The sequence below is a fragment of the Micromonospora sp. C81 genome (assembly GCF_018070425.1).
Taxonomy (GTDB): Bacteria; Actinomycetota; Actinomycetes; order Mycobacteriales; family Micromonosporaceae; genus Micromonospora; species Micromonospora zamorensis.
Window position 1 is genome coordinate 259,066 of the sequence record NZ_JAGPXS010000001.1, and the last position, 18,960, is coordinate 278,025.

The window sequence follows — 18,960 nt, forward strand, 5'->3', positions numbered from 1 at the left end:
TGCCGATCCGCGCTCAGTGGTTGGCGGCCGCGCTGCCGAGCAACCCACGCAGGTCGGTGGCGAGGCGGTCGAAACGGGGGTCCGACATCACCTGCGCGTAGTCGCGGTGCGCCGGCAGCTCGACCGGAAAGGTGCGGATGATCCGGCCGGGCCGGGCGCTCATCACCACGACCCGGGTGCCGAGGAAGACCGCCTCGGCGATGGAGTGGGTGACCAGCACCACAGTGGTGTCGGTCTCCCGCCAGATCCGGTGCAGTTCGGCATTCATCTGCTCGCGGGTCAGCGCGTCCAGGGCGCCGAACGGCTCGTCCATCAGCAGCACCGGTGGGGAGTGCAGCAACGCACGGCAGAGCGCCACCCGCTGCTGCATGCCGCCGGACAACTCGTGCGGCAGGGCCTTCTCGAAGCCGGTCAGGCCGGTCATCTCGATCAGCTCGTCGGCCCGACGGGACGCCTGTGCCCGGTCCATGCCGCGCATCTCGGCCTGGAGCAGGATGTTGGCCCGGGCGCCACGCCACTCCAGCAGCGCGGCCTTCTGGAAGACGAAACCGATCTCCTTCTGTGGGCCGCGTACCGGGCGCTGCAACAGCGACACCGCACCGCTGGTCGGCTTGACCAACCCCGCGACGATCTTCAGCAGGGTGGACTTGCCGCAGCCGGACGGACCGACGATCGTCACGAACTCCCCGGGCTCGATGTCCAGTGAGACGTCGTCCAGCGCGGTGGTCTGCGACCGTCGGGAGGTGAACCGTACGGTCACCCCGGACATCCCGATTGCGGTGCCGGTGGCTGCCGGCGCGGCGGTCACGGCGTCACCCCTGCGCCGCGTACGAGGAGTCCCAGTACGCGTTGGGCGCCCCCGGGTCCTTCAGCTCCGCGTAACGGGACATCAGGTCGATGGTCTCGGTCCACTGGGCCTCGGTGTTCACTCCGGGCGGGCCTTCGGAGCCGAGCAGCGGCAGGTTGAGGGTGAGCTGCTTGGTGAGCACCTCGGGGGCGGGCTCGTTCTCGGCGAGGGCGACCATCGCGCTGACCGCTCCGGCCGGGTCACGTGCGGCGTCGGCCCAGGACTTCTGGGTGGCACGGACGAACTTGCGGGCCAGCTCCGGGTCCTTCTGCAGGGTCTGGGTGTTGGCGATCAGCCCGGTGCCGAGCAGGTTCATGCCGTAGTCGGCGAAGAGCAGCACGTCGACCTTCTTGCCGGTCTTGCTCTCGATGGTCGGCGCTTGGTCGTGGAAGAAGCCCATGATGGCGTCGACCTTGCCCTCGGCCAGGGCGGCGATCTTGCCGGCGGCGTCCACGTTCACGACCTTGACCTCGTCCTTCTTGACGCCGTTCTTCTCCAGCCAGGCCGGGAATGTGGCGTAGAGGGCGTCGCCGGGCGTGCCGCCCACGGTCTTGCCCTTGAGGTCGGCCGGGGTCTTGATGTTCTCCTCGGTGAAGAACTCCACCGAGGACGGGCCCTTCTCCAGGTACGCGCCGAGGCTGCGCACCGGCATCCCACTGGCCACCGACTTGAGCAGCACCGGGCTGTCCGCCCAGCCGAAGTCGGTCTGCTTCTGGGCGACCTGCTTGACCGTGTTGCCCGAGCCGTTGCCGGGCAGGATCTTCAGGTCGATGCCCTCGGCGGAGTAGTAGCCCTTCTGCAGGCCGTAGTAGAACGGCGCGTGCTCGCCGTAGGGCACCCAATTGAGGGTGAGGGTGACCTGTTTGCTGCCGTCGGCGCCGGTCTTGCCGGCGGAGTCGTCCCCACCGCAGCCGGTGGCGGCGAGGAGCAGGGCTGCGGTGGCCAGGATGGTGGTGGCGGTGCGTTTCATCGGTGCCTCCGTGATGGGGTCGGTCAGGAGGTGGTGAGGGACACGCCGGCGCGGCGGCTGGCATGCCACGGGATGAGCAGTGCCTCGGCGATCTCGACCAGGACGAACAGGACGATGCCGATGGCGGACATCAGGATCAGGTCGGCGAACAGCAGCGGGGCGTCGAGGTTGCCGTTGGCCAGCAACAGGACGTAGCCGAGCCCTTCGCTGGCGCCCACGAACTCACCGACCACGGCGCCGACCACCGCGAGGGTGACGGCCACCTTCAGGCCGGCCATCAGGTGCGGCAACGCGTTCGGGAAGCGGATCTTGCGGAAGGTGCGCCACGGCCCCGCGCCCATCGTGGCGGCGAGGTCGAGCAGCTCCGGGTCGGTGGAGCGCAGCCCGGCCACGCCGGAGATGACCACCGGGAAGAACGCGATGAGCACCGCCAGGATGATCTTCGGGGTGAGGCCGAGGCCGAACCAGACCACCAGGAGTGGCGCGATGGCGATCTTCGGGATGACCTGTGCGAACAGGACGATCGGATAGAGCGCCTTGTCGAGGGTGCGGGAGTAGGCGATGGCCACTGCGGTGGCCAGGCCCAGCGCGGCGGCCAGCACGAAGCCGAGCACCGTCTCGTAGAGGGTGACGAGGGTGTGTCGGGCCAGCTCGGACCACTGACCGGTCATCGTCTCCCAGACCTGGGCGGGTGTGGGCACCAGGTAGTTCGGGACGTACTCCTGCGCGGCCACGAACCACCACGCGGCGAAGACGACGGCGAGCACCAGCGCCGGACGCCAGAGCGAGTCGGCGAAGGCCGCCGCCCGGCGACCGAGCGTCGGTCGGGGTGGCCGGCCGCCGGTTCCGGGCGGTCGGCCCGCCACTGTGGACCGGCCCGGATCCTCGGCGGGTGTCGACGTTCCGGAGGCGAGCGAGGCCGCAGCCGCCGGATCACCGCCCGCCGCCTCGGCGGCGGCCTGCCGGCCCGCCGTGTCCAGAGAGTTCTCGGTCACGCGGAACCTCCTCGGGGCCCGGCACGGCACCCGTGGAGGGGGCCGTTCGGCGGATCAGGCAAACGCTTTCCTGGAGCGTAGGCGGCACCCTCACGCCGGGCAAGGCCTTTCCTCGATCTGTTTCCACCGATGCCTGGTGACCCACCGGCTGTCCCGAAGGGACGGTCAGACGGCCGCCGGGTAGGTGTCCAGCAGGCCGCACATGCCGAGCCGACCCCGCTCGACCGGCTCGTCCACCGCGTACACCCCGGCCTCGGCCAGGTGACGGGGGTCGCCTCGCTCCAGGGCGTCGAGCTGGCTGCCGGTGCTGGCGGCGGCCCGGCCCGCGCCGGCCTCCCATCGCTGCCCCCACCCCGCCAGCAGTGGCTGGCGCAGGGCGACCGCGGCGGCGTGGAAGGCGGCCAGCGCCGCAGGCCCGCCGGACCGCAGCGCCTGGAAGCCGGTCACCGCCAGATCCCGCCTGCGGTACGCGGCTCGCACGTCCGCGCCCGGCGCTCCCCCATCGGGTAGCGCGACCGCCGCGGCGTACGCGCCCGGATCGGCCAGCACATCGGGAGGGAAGGTCAGCACCGCGTCGCCGGCCTCGGGCAGGCCGCTGTTCTGCATGAGCACCACGATGCCCAGCCGCCCGGTATTGACCAGACGGTGCACGGTGCCCGGCTCGAACCAGACCACCACCCCCGGCCGCAGGGCTGTCTCCCGGAAGCCGCTGCTCGTCAGGGTCTGCACCGCGCCCTCGCCGTCGGTCACCACGTACCCCTCGGTGCAGCACAGGTGCACGTGCGGCGTGCCGCCGACCAGGCCATCCGGGGCGACGGTGTCGTAGACACGCAGCCGGGAGACCCCGACCCCGCCGGGCAGCGGGGCCGGCCCGTCAGGCATCGAAGGACTCGTCGGCGAAGCGATCGGACATGGCCGGGCCTCCCTGCGGGAAAGGGCTTTCTCTGCGGTACCGTGACGCTAGCCGGCACGGCGAATGCCGTCAACAGACCAAGGGGGCGGGCCATGGCGACTCTGTCCGATGTGGCACGTCGCGCGGGCGTCTCCCCCGCCACCGCCTCCCGCGTCATCAACGGCAGCAGCAAGCCGGTCACCGACGAGCTGCGTGAGCGGGTGCTCGCCGCCGTCGCCGAGTTGCAGTACGTGCCGAACGCCCATGCCCAGCTGCTGGCCCGCTCGCACCGCAGCGCCGTGGGTGTGATCGTGCACGACGTCTCCGACCCGTACTTCGCCGAGATCACCCGTGGGCTGCAACGCGTCGCCACCGACCAGGGGCGGCTGCTGATGATCTGCAACAGCTACCGGGACCCGGACCGTGAGCTGGAGTACGTGGAGCTGCTGCGCGGCCACCAGGTGGCGGCACTGATCCTGGCCGGCTCCGGCTACCACGACGAGGCGTTCACCCGGCAGCTCAACGAGAAGCTCGCCGCGTACGAGGCCACCGGCGGGCGGGTGGCGGTGATCGGCCGGCACGAGCACTCCGGCGACGCGGTGATGCCGGACAACCGGGCCGGCGGTTACCTCGCCGGGCGGGAGCTGTGCGGGCTGGGGCACCGGGCGATCGGGGTGGTCGCCGGCCCGCGGATCCTGACCACCACGACCGACCGGCTGGCCGGCCTCCGGCAGGCCCTCGCCGAGCAGGGCCGCGAGCTGCCGGAACGGCGCATCCGGTACGCGGAGTTCGACCGCGACGGCGGCGCGGAGGCCACTGCCCGACTGCTCGACGCCGACCCGGAGCTGACCGCGATCGTGGCGCTCAACGACTCGATGGCCATTGGCGGGCTCGCCACCCTCCGCGCGCGCGGGCTGGCCGTGCCGCAGCAGATCTCCGTGGTGGGTTTCGACGACATGCCGATCGCCCGGGATGTGACCCCGGCGCTGACCACCGTGCGACTGCCGCTGGTCGACATGGGGGTGCGCGCGATGTCCCTGGTGCTGGGTGCCGGGGCGCCGGCACCACGGGTCGAGGTGCTCCCCGCCGAGCTGGTTCGCCGCGACACCGCAGGTCCCGCCCCGCGTTCCTCCCCCGCCACCGCCGCGTCGGCGCCGCGTGCCCGACGGGGTGACGCGAAGTCGTGACCGGGGCCAGCCCCACCCAGCGTGCCCTCCGGCCGGACGAGGTGGCGTACCTGCTCCGCGCGTCGCTCGGGTCGCACGTCCAGGTCAGGGACTCCGGTCCACTGGACGGCGGCGGGTACGCGACCGTCTGGTGGGCGCTGCTCGACGACGACCGCCGGGTGGTGTTGAAGCTGGCCCCGCCGACCGGGACGCCACTGCTGCGCTACGAGCGCGGGCTCTGCGCGGCCGAGGCCCGCTACTTCCACCTCGTCGCCGAGCGTGCGCCGCAGGTGCCGGTGCCCGAGGTGCTGCACCACGGCACCGACCCGGCGTACGGCGAGTGGTTGGTCACCGCGATGCTGCCCGGCCGGTCGCTGGTCGACCTGGTCGAGGGTGGTGTCGACGACGGCCCGGCGCGATACGACCTCGGGGTCGCCCTCGCCGCGTTGCACCAGGTCACCGGCGACCGGTTCGGGTACGACGACGACCGTCCCGGCGCGTCGACCTGGCGGGCCGCGTTCACGGCGATGCTCGATGCGCTGCTCGCCGACGCGACCGACTGGAACGTCCGGCTTCCGGTCACCCCGGCACGCCTGCACGCGCTGGTGCAGCGGCACGCCGCCGTGCTGGACGAGGTGCGCCGGCCGGCATTGCTGCACTTCGACTGCTGGGACGGCAACGTGCTGGCCGCGCCCGACCCGGACGGCCGGTGGCGGCTGCGTGGCCTGGTGGACGGCGAACGGTTCCTCTATGGCGATCCACTGCTGGACCTGGTCTCGCCACTGCTCTTCCGGCGTGTGGAGGAGGAACCGGAGCATCCCCTGCTGCGTGGCTACCAGGCCACCGCCGCCGAGCCCCTGCTGCTGGACGCCTCCGCGCGCCGCCGGGTGGGTCTCTACCGGCTGCACCTGTACCTGCTGATGACTGTGGAAATGCCCAGCCGCGGCATGACCGTTAGCACCCACGCGGGGCGGCATGCCCGGGTGGCAGGTCTGCTCGACGAGGAGATCGCCGCGCTCGCCTCGGCCTGACGGCCGGCGCGGGTGGCGCCCGACGCGTGGTCGGACGCCACCCGCCCTCGGTCAGGGCAGGTCGATCGGGCGCAGCACCCGGTCCACCGAGTGCGCGATCTGCCGGTTGCCCTTGTTGACGTCGAAGGTGACGACGCGGGCGTCCCGGTCGTTGGTGTCGGCGTCGATCAGGCGCACCTGGCGGAAGAAGTACAGGTAGGTGCGCACGTCGACCTCGACGGTCGAGCCGAGCGCGGTGCTCAGGTCCGTGCCGTCGGCCCGGACCGCCGTCTTGCGATCGATGGTGGCGCCCGGCACCACGTGGTAGAGCAGCACCGATTCGACGGTGTCGATGCCCAGCCCGGCGACGGCGGAGAAGGCCGCGCTCTCGCTCGGCAGCTTCTTCGCCTCCGTGATCTCGCGTACCAACTGCTGGAAGGCCGCATCGGTGGGGATGAACGCGGTCAGTGCGACAGTGCCGTCGGTGAGCACCTTGACCGGCGAGTTCGGCTTGGCCTCCAGCACGGCCAGCACGGCCGCGGTCAGCACGTCGAAGTCCCGCGAGTTGCGGTCGAAGCCGCTGGTGTCCTTCGTGAGCACAGCGGCGAGTGAGGTCGTGCCGAGCGGCTTGGCCTTGCCGGTCGCCTGAGCGGCCGGCACAGCGATGGCCGTGGTGGCCAGCGCGGTGGCCATGGCGCCCACCGCCATCCTGGCGGCGAGTCGTGCGATCTTCATCAGCGGGCCTTTCGTCGAAGCGTCGGATCCGTGACGTCTCGTCACGACCCATGCTTCGCACCGGGACCGCTGCTCGGATGCACCCGGGGATAACCGATTGTCCGGGGCTCGTCGCGGGCTTAACCTCCCCCGGTGCTGATTCGGGAGTTCGTCGACCAGGACTGGTCGCAGGTGTGGCCGATCATCGAGGGGGTGATCGGGGCACAGGAGACCTTCACCTACGACCCGGCGATGACCGCCGAGCAGTCGTACGGCATGTGGGTCGAGGTGGCACCAGGTCGGACGGTCGTGGCGGTGGACGGCGAGCGGGTGCTCGGCACCGCGAAGATGGGCACCAACCGGCCCGGCCCGGGCGCGCACGTGTCGACCGCGAGCTTCATGGTCGCCGCCGACGCGCGGGGCCGGGGCGTGGGGACCGCGCTGTGCCGCGATGCCCTGACCTGGGCCCGCGAGCAGGGGTACGCCGGCATGCAGTTCAACGCAGTGGCGGAGAGCAACCGGTCGGCGGTGGAGTTGTACCGGCGGGAGGGCTTCGCGGTGGTCGGCACGGTGCCGGGCGCGTTCCGCCATCCCGCCCTCGGCCGGGTCGGGCTGCACGTCATGTACCAGGAGTTCTGAGAGGCCGAGTCTCGCGGACGCCCGAACGCGGCTGGCGATGGGATGTGCTGCTCGGTGCCTGTCGAGCTGCCCCATTCGTGGGGCGGGATCTCCCGGTCGGCGGTCGCCTCGGTCCGCGCCCGGCGGGGGCGGCATCCGGGAGAGGGCAGGCGGCCGGCCTGACCATGCGGGCGGGGCCGCGACCATGCGGCGGCTACGGGCGTGGCTGCCCCACTGACGGGGCAGCTCGACAGGCACCGCGGGACATGCCGCCCGGAGCACCGCCCAGGCGCGTTGCCGACTCACGCCGTCGAGGGATGGTCCGCCGGTGGCTGACCGACCCCGCCCCGCACGACTGCGGCAGGCGGACGACGCGGCTCGGAGCCGGCGCGGCGGACCGGGCTGAAGAGGCCACCGACGGCTACCAGCAGGCACCCCGCTCCGGCCGCGAGCGTGACGGCCGCGACGCCGAACCGGGCGGCGGCCCAGGTCAGCACGACTGCGCCAGCCGGACCGAGCGCGTAGTGCGTGCTCCAGAACGCCGACGTGACCCGGCCGAGCAGGTGGTCAGGGGTGATCTCCTGGCGCAGCGACATCGAGCAGATGCCGCCGACGCTGAGGCAGCACAGGTACACGGCGGTCAGCGCGGTGACAGCGGGCACGCTCGTCGCGATGCCGACGCCCGCCACCGCGAACCCGCAGACCGCGTGGGCGCCGATCCACGTCGCGCCGAATCCGCGCCGTCGACGCAGCGGGGCCACCAGCAGCGCGCCGGCGACTGTGCCCAGCGCAGCCAGGCCGAGCACCGTGCCGACGGTGCCCTCGGAGCCGCCGAGGTCGTGAGTGACGTGGTAGATCAGCACGTCGATGAAGCCGTAGGTCAGGAAGATGAACACCGACAGCAGGATGGTCAGCGCGCGTAGGACGGGCTGTCGCCACAGGAACCGCGCCCCGGCCAGGAACTCGGCCAGCGGCCGCTCCCGGGTCACCGTCGCGGCGCCGTCGGCCGGTGCGGACCGCAGTCGGATCATCCACAGTCCCGCCGCGGAGAGCGCGAAACTCGCCGCGTTGACGGCGATGGCGGTCGACGGGCCGAAGCGGGCCGACACCACGCCGGCGAGCAGCGGCCCGAGGACGGCCGCCGCCGCGTACGTCGCCTGCAACCGACCGTTGGCCTCGGTGAGCCGATCACGATCGACGAGGTTGCGGACCGCGGTGACGGCGGCGACCTGGAACACCATGCCGGCGGCCTCGCAGATCGGCAGCACGACGAAGAGCAGCCACACCTGCGGGCCCGCCAGCCACGCCAGCGGCACCAGGCCGTAGAGCACCAGGCGGGTCAGGTCCGCCGCGATCATCAGCGTGCGGCGGTCGTACCGGTCGACCAGAACCCCGCCGAAGATCCCGGCGGCGACGGACGCCGCGCCCGCGACGGCCGTGAGCAGGCCCATCTGCGCCACCGACCCGGTCGCCTGGAGCACCAGCAGCGGCACCGCCAGGTACGCGAACGAGTCGCCGGCCGCCGAGAGCGACTGCGCGACCCAGTACGTGCCGAAGGTGCGGTCCCGCCACAGCGGAGGCCGGTCTGCGCCGGCAGGTCGGCTCATGCGGCCGAGGGTAGTACGCGTCGCCGATCCGGTTGGCCCGCACATGCGGGCACGGCGGCGGCCGCGGGAAGGATCCCGCGGCCGCCGCCGGAAAGCCCGAAACGGTCAGCCCTTGCGCAGCGGAGCGAGCGCGGAGCTCCAGGCGACCACCTGATCGAGCGTGGTGGTCAGCGCGTCCTGCTGGAACTGGTTGGGCTTGAAGGTGCTGAAGTTCTCGAAGTCGGTGAAGAGCGACAGCGCGACCTGCGAACGCACGTCGGCCATCTGGAGCTCACCGGAGATCAGACGCAGGTGCTCCACGGCACGCGCCCCGCCGACCGAGCCGTAGCTGACGAAGCCGACGGCCTTGTTGTTCCACTCGGCGTAGAGGAAGTCGATCGCGTTCTTCAGGGCGCCCGAGGTGGAGTGGTTGTACTCGGGGGTGACGATGATGAACCCGTCGTACGAGGCGATCGTCTCGGCCCAGCGCAGCGTGTGCGGCTGGGAGTACTGACCCATCGAGGGCGGGTACGCCTCGTCGAGGTGCGGCAGCTGGTAGTCGAGCAGGTCGATCAGCTCGTACTCCGCGTCGGAGCGCTGCTTGGCGATCTCCAGCACCCAGCGGGCGACGGCTTCCCCGTTACGCCCCGGACGGGTGCTTCCGAGGATGATCCCGATCCTGGTCATGTGTGGTGCCCTTCCAGAGGTCCTTGCCTGACGGCCAGAACGCTAACCGGTGCTTGATTGGTCAAGCAAATACTCTGGTTATGGTCGTAGTCACACGGAGGGTAACCATTTGCTCAGTCAAACAAGTATGATATGAGGATGTCCAACCCCTCCGCGCCGACGCCGCAACCCCTCAACCCCGACGAGGAGGCCCTGGTCCGCGCTCTGGGCCAGGTGATGCACGTGTTGCCCCGTGCGATCGACGCAGACATGGTCGGTGACCGTCAGTTACCACTCACCGAGTACACCGCCCTGATGAACCTGTCGGAGGCATCGGACCGGCGGATGCGCATGCACGAGCTCGCAGCGCTGTGCCATCTCTCGCTCAGCGGCATGACCCGCACGATCATCCGGTTGGAGACGCAGGGCCTGGTCAAGCGGGAACGGTGCGAGGAGGACGCCCGCGGCTGGAACGCCGTCCTCACCGACGCCGGCTTCGCCCGCCTCCAGGAGTCCTGGCCCAGTCACCTGGCCGCCGTACGCCGCCGGTTCCTCCAGCACTTCGAGGGCTTCGACCTGGCCCAGTTGGCCCGTGCGTTCCAGCGGGCCGGCACGGCGGAGCCGACCCGCTGAGAGCTCGTGGTCAGCGGGTCGGCGCGTGGGCCGCCAGCGGGTTGACGAGGGTGCCGACGAACTGGAGAGCCGCCGACGGGTCGGCCAGATCGACCATCTGCTGGTTGTTGCGTAGCTGGAGCCGGTTGAGGCAGGACAACGTGAACTCCGGGGCGAACAGGTCGTAGTGGCGGACCCGCTCGGCCAGGTGCGGCACCCGGTCGAAGTAGTCGGCCGCGCAGGCCGCGACCGTACGCCAGAAGTCGTCCTCGGCGAGCACGCCGGCCTCGACCAGGACCGCGTTGAGGTGACGCAGGAAGCAGTCCACCACGTCGGTGAAGATGGTCAGCAGCTTGGTGTCGTCGGGCACGTCGACCCGGATCCGCTCCACCTCGGCGGGCAGCTCGACGTCGGCGCTCATCACCGCGATCTCCTCGGCGATGTCCTTGAAGATCACCCGCTCGACCGTGTCGTGCTCGTCGAGGACCAGGATGACGTTCTCGCCGTGCGGCATGAACGCCAGGTCGTGGGCGTAGAAGCTGTGCAGCAGCGGGGTCAGGTAGGCGTCCAGGTAGCGACGCAGCCAGACCTCGGGAGCCAACCCGGACCGGGCGATCAGCTCCGCCGCCAGCGAGCCGCCGTCGTTGTCCACGTGCAGCAGCGCGGCCATGGTGGACAGTCGCCGCCCCGGCGCCAGGTCGGGCACCGGGCTCTCGCGCCACAGGGCGGCCAACATCTTCCGGTACGGGGAGGTGCGGTCGGTCGCCGCCTCGTACTGCCGGTGCCGGTAACCCACAGCGGCCCGTTCCCGGATCATGGTCAGGCCGGTGCCGGTCAGCACCTCGTCGTTCGCGATCAGGTCGGCCAGCCAGTCGTTGATCGCCGGGGTGGCCGCCATGTACGCGGCCGACAACCCCCGCATGAAGCCCATGTTCAGCACCGACAGCGCGGTCTTCACGTAGTGCCGGCTCGGCTCGCTCACGTTGAAGAAGGTGCGGATGGACTGCTGGGCGAGGTACGCGTCCGGCCCGGGGCCGAGGTGCACCAGCCGACGTTCGGCCAGCTCCCCGGCGAAGGTGACCGCCAGCTTGTTCCACCACTGCCACGGGTGCGCGGGGATCAGGTGGTAGTCGGCGAGGTCGAGGCCCAGGTCGGCCATCGTGGCCGCGAACCGGGCTCGGGTCTGCGGGTCCAGCTCGCTCTCGATCAGCGCGTCGTAGTCGAGGTCGGCAGCGCTGCTGAACGTCGAGTGGTCCCGGTGCGCGGCGAGCCACTCCAGGCGTACCGCCTCGGCGGTCTCCGGGGCGTAGCGGTGGTACTCGTCGACGCCGAAGCCGAGCCGGCCGTTGTTGGCCACGAAGCAGGGGTGGCCCTCGGTCATCGACGTCTCGATGGTCTGGAAGTCCGCAGTGGCCAGCTCGGCGGCGGTGGGCGTGGCCTTGGCCAGCTTGTACGCGGTGCCGGCCAGCGTCGAGGTGATCTCCTCCAGGTAGACCGGGAGCACCCGCGCGGAGAGCCCGAGGGTGCCGCGCAGCTCGACGATGAAATCCACCGCGTCGGGTGGCAGCGGCGTGCCGTCGCGGTGCCTGGTGATGCTGTCGGCGTCGATCTGCCAGTGCGCCAGGGCGAGCACCCGCGCGGCGAAGCGGTAGGTGACGGTGCCGTCGTCGCTGCGGACCTCGTAGAACTGCCGGTCGTCGGGGCCCGGCACGGGCTCCGGTGCGAGCAGTCGTTCGTGGGTGAACTCGGCGAGCGCCTTGCGGACCAGCAGCCGGTTGGCCCGGGCCCAGCGCTGCGGGGTGAGGTGCCCGACCGGGTCTCCGGAAGCGGCGTGCCCGGCGGCGGGCGTCTGGGTGGGAACGGCGGTGGCGGTCACGCCGGGGCTCCTTCGGTTCGGGCGGCAGCGGCGGCGAGGTCGGCGGCCTGGAACTGGGCTCGGGTGCAGACGCTGAGCAGCGCGTCCTTCTCGGGCTTGGCGATCGGGCCGACGACCTCGAAGCCGACGGCGGCGTTCAGCGCGTGCACGGCCGTGTTGCGGACGTCCGGCTCGACCACCACCCGTCTGGTCGCGGGGTCGTCGAAGAGCCACGCCATGACGGTGCCGAGGACCGCCCGGGTGAAGCCGTGCACCGGAGTGCCGACGGGCGCGCAGAGGAAGTGCATGCCCACGTCACCGGGTTGGTGGTCGTAGAGGCCGGCCAGCTCGACGTGGGCCGGGTCGTAGCGCTCGGCGAGGAAGGCGGGACTCCCCCGCCACAGCCCGAGGTACGCGTCGTGGTGCGGGTGTTCGGCGATCCGCTGGTACTCCTCGGTCACCCGGGCCAGGTCGGCGTCCTGCATCAGCCAGAACGCCGCCTTCGGGTGGGTCACCCAGGTGTGCAGCAGCGCGGCGTCGGTGTCCAGGTCGAGCGTACGCAGGGCGAACTCGCCGAGCCGATCGTCGGAGCGGGCGAAGACGACGCTCACGACGTCACCCCGAACTCCTGGAAGGTGATGCTCTTCTCGATCGGGTAGTACTCCCGGCCGAGCAGCTCACGGATGATCCAGGAGTTGCGGTAGGGGCCCATGCCCAGGTCCGGTGAGGTGATGCTGTGCGTGTGGGTGCCCGAGTTCTGCAGGAAGATGCCCCGTCCGCTGTGGTCGATGCTGTAGTTGCGGGCCACGTCGAACCGGCCGTGCCCGTCCCAGCGGATCCGGTCACGCACCGGCGTGAGGAACTCCGGCACCCGGTAGTGGTAGCCGGTCGCCAGCACCAACCCCTCGGTACGCACTGTGAAGTCCCGCTCCTGCTCCACCTGACGCAGCCCGAGCGTGTACACCCCGTCCTGGTGGTCGGCCCCGACCAGCTCGGTGTTGGTGAGCAGGCGGGTGTTCACCGGTCCGTCGACGGTGTGCGCGTACAGCAGATCGAAGATCTCGTTGATCAGATCCGCGTTGATCCCCTTGAACAGGCCCTTCTGCTCGGTCTCCAGTCGGTAGCGGGTCGCCTCGGGCAGCGCGTGGAAGTAGTCCACGTAGTCCGGTGAGGTCATCTCCAGCGTCAGCTTGGTGTATTCGAGCGGGAAGAACCGCGGCGAACGGGTCACCCAGTTGAGCTGGTAGCCGTACCGGCCGATGTCACCGAGCAGGTCGTGGTAGATCTCGGCGGCGCTCTGCCCACTGCCCACCACGGTGATGCTGCGCTTGGTGCGCAGCGCCGCCCGGTGCTCCAGGTAACGGGAGTTGTGCGAGGCGTCCCCGGGCAGCGCGGCGACGGCGTCGGGCAGGTACGGCGGGGTGCCGGTGCCGAGCACCAGGTGCCGGGCCGCGTACTCGACGGTCTCTCCGGTGCCGGTGCTGGCCCGCACCACGTACCGGTCGTCGCCGGCGTCGTACTCCACAGTGGTCACGGTCTGACCGAAGCGCACGTTCGGCAGCTTCGCCGCCGCCCACCGGCAGTACGCGTCGTACTCGCTGCGCAGCGGGTAGAAGCTCTCCCGGATGTAGAACGGGTAGAGCCGGCCGATCTCCTTGAGGTAGTTGAGGAAGGAGTACGGCGACGTCGGGTCGGCGAGGCTGACCAGGTCGGCGATGAACGGGGTCTGCAGCCGCGCCGACTCCAGTAGCATGCCGGGGTGCCAGGCGAGGCTCGGGCGGGCCTCCAGGAACACCCCGTCCAGCTCGTCGATCGGCGCCGTGAGGCAGGCCAGGCCCAGGTTGTACGGGCCCAGCCCGATGGCGATGAAGTCGTGGGTGGACATCCGGCCCTCCAGGCCCAGATTGGAGTTCATCGGCATCAGCCGACGTGGCAGGTCAGGCCGGCGGTGACGTGGTCGTGCACGTAGCGGCCGGCGTGGGTGGCGATCAGGTCGAGGACGTGACCGACGTCTTCGACTGTGGTCGCCGGGTTGAGCAGGGTGAACTTCAAGAAGTGCCGGCCGTCGACCCGGGTCCCGGCGACCACGGCGAGGCCGGACGCCGCAAGGGCCTCCCGGGCGTGCAGGTTGGCCGCGTCGGCCAGGTCCCGGCCGGGGCCGGTGGGCAGGTAGCGGAAGACCACAGTGCTCAGCTCGGAGCGGGTCACCACCTCAAAGCGGGGGTCCTCGCTGACCAACTGCCAGGCGTCGGCGGCCCGGTCGACCACCTCGTCGAAGAGCGCGCCGAGCGCGTGCGGGCCCATCACCCGCAGTGTCAGCCAGAGCTTCAGCGCGTCGAAGCGGCGGGTGGTCTGCAGGCTCTTGTCGACCTGGTTGGGGATGCGCTGCTCCACCATCCGGGCCGGGTTGAGGTAGTCGGCGTGGTAGGTGGCGTGCCGCAGCACCCCCCGGTCGCGGACCAGCAGCGCGCTGGAGCTGACCGGCTGGAAGAACGACTTGTGGAAGTCGACGGTCACCGAGTCGGCCCGTTCGATGCCGTCGAGCAGGTGCCGGCGCGTCGGCGAGATCAGCAGACCGCACCCGTACGCGGCGTCCACGTGCAGCCAGACACCGGTCGCCGCGCAGATCCCGGCGAGCTCCGTCAACGGGTCGATGGAGCCGAAGTCGGTGGTGCCGGCGGTGGCGACGACCGCTATCACCACCAGCCCGGCCTGCCGGCAGCGCTCGATCTCCTCGCGGACGGCGGACGCCCGGATCCGTCGCCGGGCGTCGGTGGGCACGGCGATCACGGCGTCCGGGGCGAGGCCGAGCAGTTTGGCCGACTTCTGCACGCTGAAGTGACCGGCCGCGGAGGTGAGCACCCGCAGTCGGGGCAGCAGCTCCGCGCGGGCCGCCGGGCCGACCGCGTCGACGCACGCCTCCTCGCGGGCCAGCAGCAGCGCCTGGAGGTTGGACTGGCTGCCGCCGCTGGTGAAGACGCCGTCCGCGCTGGGGCCGAGGCCGATCCGCTCGGCGGTCCAGTCGATCAGCCGCCGCTCGATGAGGGTCGCCCCGGCGCTCTGGTCCCAGGTGTCCAGGGACGAGTTCACGGCGGTGAGCACCGCCTCGCCGAGCAGCGCCGGGATGGCCACCGGGCAGTTGAGGTGGGCGAGATAGCGGGGGTGGTGGAACCAGACGGCGTCGCGCAGGTAGACGTCCTCCAGCTCGTCCAGCGCGGCGCCGGCGTCGCCCAACGGCCGGTCCAGGTCCACCCGGTCGACCAGGGGGGCCAGCTCGGCAGGCGTGATCCCGGTGACGGGACGGTCCACGGTGGCCACCCGGCGGGCGACGCGGTCGACGCCGTCGGCGATCGCCCGCCGGTACTGCTCGACCGAGCCGTCGTGCAACAGTTGGGCCCGCGCGGCGGCGGGCGCCGGTGACGGCGCGGTGTTCTCGACGGGGTACGTCGGCACGGTCACTCGAAGTCCTTCCACGTTCTGGACGAGGGGCAGCCGGAACCACCCCGGCGCGGCGGTGCGCCTCGGGGTGGTGCTGCCTTTCGGATGGGTTCGCCACTCAGGCCGTGGCGCCGACCAGCGCCTCGGAGCGCAGGTCCTCCTCCGAGAACCCACAGCGCCAGTAGCCGGCGAAGGTCACCCGCCGACGGTCGAAGCCGCGCTCGCCGTCAGGTCCGCACCGCCGAAGGTCACCCGGACCAGCGAGGCGCCGACCCGACGGGCCCGTACGACGTGCGCGGCGAAGATGGAGGGCGACCGGTTCGACGGTGCTCGTACTCATGGCGTCAGCTGACCTTCTTCGCGTTCCGGATGGCGGTGGCGAGGTTTTCCAGCAGCGGCGCGGAGCCGGCGTACGAGAAGCGGGGCACCGCGTCCCAGGCGGTGACCTGGTTGGCCTTGACCGCCGGCAGTTGCTGCCAGGTCGGCTTGGCGGCGAGGTCCTTGGGCTGGAGGGCGGTGCTGCGGTTGTCCAGCAGGATCAGGTCGGCCGGGAACTTGCCGGTGTTCTCCCAGCTCAGCGCCTCGAAATAGTCGCCGGATTCGAGCTTGTTGGGCACCACGATGTCGACGCCCAGCTCGGCGAAGTACATCAGGTCGGTGCTGACCTTCGGGTTGGAGACGTAGAACAGGTCGGGGCTGCCGGAGCAGGCCATCACCTTGATGCCGGGGTTGGCCTTGACCGCCTGCCGGACCGCCTCGGCGGCGGCGTCGAAGCGGGTCTTCGCGTCGGTGACCTTCTTCGCGGACAGGTCCGCGCCGAGCGACTCGGCCAGCGCGGCGTAGCGCTCGATCGGCTTGGTCATCGGCACCCGGGCGGTGGTGATCGCCACACTGGGCGCGAGCGGGAGGATCTTGCTCTTGCTCTCGTCCGGCACGTACCAGAGGGCGTCCGGGTCGTACATGTGGGTGACCAGCAGCTCGGGGCGCAGCGCCGCGTACTTCTCCAGGCTGAACTCGCCCCACACGTTGCCGAGGATCTCGACGCTCTCGACGTTCAGGTCGCCGGCCTGGGGGTCGGCAGTGCCGTCGGCTCGCTTGGTTTCACCGAACACTCCGACGAGCTGCTTGTCGAGACCGAAATCGATCAGTGCCGCCGCCACGCCGGTGAAGGCCACGACGCGGGTCGGGCGGGCTGGGGTATCGACCTTCGTACCGCGGTCGTCGGTGAACGACCAGGGACCACTTCCGTTGCCGGCGGCGGGCTTCGCGGTGTCGTCCTTGCCGCAGGCGGCGAGCAGGGTGGCCAGCGTGGCGGCACCACCGGCGGCCAGCAGGCCACGGCGGGAGAGGCGACGTGCGGACAGGGCATCGGTCATGGTGTTGTCTTTCGATCAAGGGTCTGGCCGGGCTCGACCAGGGCAGCGGGGTTAGGTTAGCCTAACCTCGGTCATTGTCAACAGCGGTTCGCCGTGCCACCACAACTCCGGAGCCCACACTGGACGCCACAGCTACCGTCACCGAGGCGACACCGTCGGTGACGGACAGGAAATCGGCCGGGCCCCCGGCTCGGCGCGGTGCGCGGACGGCCCGCGCCGCCGGCCTGGTCGCCGCCGTGGCGCTGCTCGGGGTGATCGTGGTGCTCAGCATCGCGGTGGGAGCGAAATCCCTCCCGCTCGCCGACGTCTGGTCCGGGTTGCTGCACCGCGACGCCACCGAGTACGCCGTGGTGCACCGGATGCGCCTGCCGCGTACCCTGCTCGGGTTGCTTGCCGGCGCCGCGCTCGGCGTGGCCGGCGCGGTCATGCAGGCCCTCACCCGCAACCCCCTCGCCGACCCCGGGCTGCTCGGCATCAACGCCGGCGCGTCCGCGGCCGTCGCCACCGCCGCCGCGTTCCTGGGCGTCACCGCCATCGGCGGGTACGTCTGGTTCGCGCTGTTCGGCGCGGCCGTGGTGACCGCACTCGTCTACGCCGTCGGCGGCGGGCGTGGCGCCACCCCGGCCCGCCTCGCGCTGGCCGGCGCAGCCCTCAACGCCACCCTCTACTCGTACGTGAGCGCGGTGATGCTGCTGGACACGGCCTCGCTGGACCGCCTGCGGTTCTGGACGGTCGGTTCGCTGGCCAGCGCGGACTCCGCGACGGTGACCCGGGTGCTGCCGTTCATCCTGGTCGGCCTCCTGGTCGCGCTCGGCGCCGCCCGACCGCTGAACGCCCTCGCGCTCGGCGACGACGCCGCACGGGCCCTGGGTGCCCGACCCGGGCTGATCCGCGCCGCCGTGATCGTGGCGGTCACGCTGCTCTGCGGCGCCGCGACCGCCGCCTGCGGCCCGATCGTCTTCGTCGGGCTGCTGGTGCCACACCTGGTACGCGCCCTGACCGGCCCGGACCTGCGCTGGCTGCTGCCGTACTGCGCGGTGCTCGCGCCCGCCCTGCTGCTCGGCGCGGACGTGCTCGGCCGGGTGCTGGGCCGGCCCGGAGAACTCCAGGTCGGCATGGTGACCGCCGTGCTGGGCGGCCCGCTCTTCCTGTGGCTGGTCACCCGCGCGAAGGTGGCCCACCCGTGACAGTTCTGCGTACGTCCTGGGGACTTTCGGTGCGGTTCCGTCCCCGCGCGATGGCCATCGGTCTCGGCGCGGCAGTGCTCGCGGCCGGGTTGGGCCTGGTCGCCCTGGGCAGTGGTGACTATCCGATGGGCCCGACCGACGTGCTGCGCACCCTCGTGGGCGGCGGCACGCCGGCGGAGCAGTTCATCGTGCACGAGCTGCGACTGCCCCGACTGGTCACCGCCCTGCTGGTCGGGGCGGCGCTGTCGCTGGCCGGCACGGTGTTCCAGTCGCTGGTCCGTAACCCGCTGGGCAGCCCGGACATCCTCGGCTTCACCCAGGGCGCGTCGGCCGGCGCGCTGGTCGTGATCGTGCTCGGTGGCAGCAGCCTGGCGCTGGCCGGCGCCGCGGTCGTCGGTGGCCTCGCCACCGGCCTGGTGATCTACGCGCTCGCCTGGCGACGCGGGGTGCACGGGTTCCGGCTCATCCTGGTCGGCATCGGCATTTCCGCGATCCTGACCGGCGTCAACGGCTACCTGCTGACCCGGGCACCGCTGATGGATGCCGCCCGCGCGGTGCTCTGGCTCACCGGCAGCCTGGACGGGCGGGGCTGGGCCAACGCCGGGCCGCTGCTCGTCGTCCTGGTCGTGCTGGCGCCCGTGGTGCTCATCGGATGCGGCACGGCGCTGCGGATGATGGAGTTGGGTGACGACACGGCCAGTGCCCTGGGCGTGCCGGTACGCCGGCTGCTCCTGGTGCTGCTCGCGGCGGCTGTGCTGCTGGTCTCGTTCGCGGCGGCCGCCGCCGGGCCGGTGTCGTTCGTGGCGCTGGTCGCGCCGCACGTGACGAAGCGGCTGACCCGGGCGCCCGGCCCGAATCTGCTGCCGTCGATGGCCGTCGGTGCGGCGCTGCTGGTCGGCGCCGACCTGGTGGCCCAGCGCGCGTTTCCCGGGCACCAGCTTCCGGTCGGTGTGGTGACCGGAGTGATCGGCGGCGGCTATCTGGTCTGGCTGCTGGCGATGGAACGCCGGGCGGGCCGGCTGTGAACA

The 18,960-nt window shown here is 71.5% G+C and carries 19 protein-coding genes; 6 read left to right on the forward strand and 13 right to left on the reverse strand.

What is annotated here, in order from left to right:
- Positions 1-13: 13 nt before the first annotated feature.
- From KBX46_RS01250 to KBX46_RS01265, 4 genes are all read right to left on the reverse strand, one after another.
- Entirely contained in the window at positions 14-769 is a 756-nt protein-coding gene (locus tag KBX46_RS01250; protein ID WP_247666864.1) for an ABC transporter ATP-binding protein, read from the reverse strand.
- 43 nt (positions 770-812) lie between these two features.
- Complete coding sequence (locus KBX46_RS01255) at positions 813-1,817, reverse strand: ABC transporter substrate-binding protein (protein WP_088948509.1); 1,005 nt, start codon at positions 1,815-1,817, stop codon at positions 813-815.
- Between the two features lie 23 nt (positions 1,818-1,840).
- Complete coding sequence (locus KBX46_RS01260) at positions 1,841-2,812, reverse strand: ABC transporter permease (RefSeq protein ID WP_210789869.1); 972 nt, start codon at positions 2,810-2,812, stop codon at positions 1,841-1,843.
- A gap of 165 nt (positions 2,813-2,977) precedes the next feature.
- Positions 2,978-3,694, reverse strand: coding sequence for a cupin domain-containing protein (locus KBX46_RS01265; RefSeq protein WP_210789871.1), 717 nt, complete (start codon positions 3,692-3,694; stop codon positions 2,978-2,980).
- 123 nt (positions 3,695-3,817) lie between these two features.
- Here KBX46_RS01265 and KBX46_RS01270 point away from each other — a divergent pair, with 123 nt between their 5' ends.
- The gene (locus KBX46_RS01270; RefSeq protein ID WP_210789873.1) at positions 3,818-4,891 is read left to right on the forward strand and encodes a LacI family DNA-binding transcriptional regulator; all 1,074 of its coding nucleotides are present in this window, start codon (positions 3,818-3,820) and stop codon (positions 4,889-4,891) included.
- The gene (locus KBX46_RS01275; protein WP_210789876.1) at positions 4,888-5,901 is read left to right on the forward strand and encodes a phosphotransferase; all 1,014 of its coding nucleotides are present in this window, start codon (positions 4,888-4,890) and stop codon (positions 5,899-5,901) included. The genes KBX46_RS01270 and KBX46_RS01275 overlap by 4 nt, the downstream gene beginning before the upstream one ends.
- Before the next feature lie 51 nt (positions 5,902-5,952).
- Here KBX46_RS01275 and KBX46_RS01280 read toward each other — a convergent pair whose 3' ends face one another.
- A complete protein-coding gene (locus KBX46_RS01280; protein WP_099854172.1) occupies positions 5,953-6,615 on the reverse strand; it encodes a fasciclin domain-containing protein in 663 nt (220 codons plus the stop codon).
- Positions 6,616-6,747: 132 nt separating this feature from the next.
- On the opposite strand from KBX46_RS01280, the gene KBX46_RS01285 reads away from it, so the two are divergent.
- A complete protein-coding gene (locus KBX46_RS01285) occupies positions 6,748-7,233 on the forward strand; it encodes a GNAT family N-acetyltransferase (RefSeq protein WP_088948515.1) in 486 nt (161 codons plus the stop codon).
- Between the two features lie 281 nt (positions 7,234-7,514).
- On the opposite strand, the gene KBX46_RS01290 is transcribed toward KBX46_RS01285, so the two are convergent.
- Positions 7,515-8,819, reverse strand: coding sequence for an MFS transporter (locus tag KBX46_RS01290; RefSeq protein ID WP_210789878.1), 1,305 nt, complete (start codon positions 8,817-8,819; stop codon positions 7,515-7,517).
- Between the two features lie 105 nt (positions 8,820-8,924).
- On the reverse strand, positions 8,925-9,485 hold the full coding sequence (locus tag KBX46_RS01295) for an NADPH-dependent FMN reductase (protein ID WP_088948517.1): 561 nt from the start codon (positions 9,483-9,485) through the stop codon (positions 8,925-8,927).
- A gap of 138 nt (positions 9,486-9,623) precedes the next feature.
- Between KBX46_RS01295 and KBX46_RS01300 the strand changes: the two genes are divergently transcribed.
- Positions 9,624-10,097 carry a MarR family winged helix-turn-helix transcriptional regulator gene (locus KBX46_RS01300; protein WP_210789881.1) on the forward strand — a complete coding sequence of 158 codons (474 nt, stop codon included), beginning with the start codon at positions 9,624-9,626 and terminating at the stop codon, positions 10,095-10,097.
- A 10-nt stretch (positions 10,098-10,107) separates the two neighbouring features.
- Here the strand turns inward: KBX46_RS01300 and KBX46_RS01305 are convergent, their stop codons facing one another.
- The 6 genes from KBX46_RS01305 to KBX46_RS01330 form a co-directional block, all read right to left on the reverse strand.
- On the reverse strand, positions 10,108-11,952 hold the full coding sequence (locus tag KBX46_RS01305; RefSeq protein ID WP_210789884.1) for an IucA/IucC family siderophore biosynthesis protein: 1,845 nt from the start codon (positions 11,950-11,952) through the stop codon (positions 10,108-10,110).
- Complete coding sequence (locus tag KBX46_RS01310; protein ID WP_210789887.1) at positions 11,949-12,542, reverse strand: GNAT family N-acetyltransferase; 594 nt, start codon at positions 12,540-12,542, stop codon at positions 11,949-11,951. Before KBX46_RS01310 ends, KBX46_RS01305 begins: the two co-directional genes overlap by 4 nt.
- Positions 12,539-13,816: a lysine N(6)-hydroxylase/L-ornithine N(5)-oxygenase family protein gene (locus tag KBX46_RS01315; protein WP_210790803.1), complete on the reverse strand. Its 1,278-nt coding sequence runs from the start codon at positions 13,814-13,816 to the stop codon at positions 12,539-12,541. Before KBX46_RS01315 ends, KBX46_RS01310 begins: the two co-directional genes overlap by 4 nt.
- A gap of 35 nt (positions 13,817-13,851) precedes the next feature.
- On the reverse strand, positions 13,852-15,390 hold the full coding sequence (locus tag KBX46_RS01320) for an aspartate aminotransferase family protein (RefSeq protein ID WP_210789890.1): 1,539 nt from the start codon (positions 15,388-15,390) through the stop codon (positions 13,852-13,854).
- 97 nt (positions 15,391-15,487) lie between these two features.
- Positions 15,488-15,709, reverse strand: a complete 222-nt coding sequence (locus KBX46_RS01325) for a hypothetical protein (protein WP_210789893.1) — start codon at positions 15,707-15,709, stop codon at positions 15,488-15,490.
- A 4-nt stretch (positions 15,710-15,713) separates the two neighbouring features.
- Positions 15,714-16,745: an ABC transporter substrate-binding protein gene (locus KBX46_RS01330; protein WP_210789897.1), complete on the reverse strand. Its 1,032-nt coding sequence runs from the start codon at positions 16,743-16,745 to the stop codon at positions 15,714-15,716.
- A gap of 236 nt (positions 16,746-16,981) precedes the next feature.
- Between KBX46_RS01330 and KBX46_RS01335 the strand changes: the two genes are divergently transcribed.
- Both KBX46_RS01335 and KBX46_RS01340 read left to right on the forward strand, forming a co-directional pair.
- On the forward strand, positions 16,982-17,932 hold the full coding sequence (locus KBX46_RS01335) for an iron chelate uptake ABC transporter family permease subunit (RefSeq protein WP_088948522.1): 951 nt from the start codon (positions 16,982-16,984) through the stop codon (positions 17,930-17,932).
- Positions 17,929-18,957 carry an iron chelate uptake ABC transporter family permease subunit gene (locus tag KBX46_RS01340; protein WP_210789900.1) on the forward strand — a complete coding sequence of 343 codons (1,029 nt, stop codon included), beginning with the start codon at positions 17,929-17,931 and terminating at the stop codon, positions 18,955-18,957. Before KBX46_RS01335 ends, KBX46_RS01340 begins: the two co-directional genes overlap by 4 nt.
- The last annotated feature ends 3 nt before the right edge of the window (positions 18,958-18,960 follow it).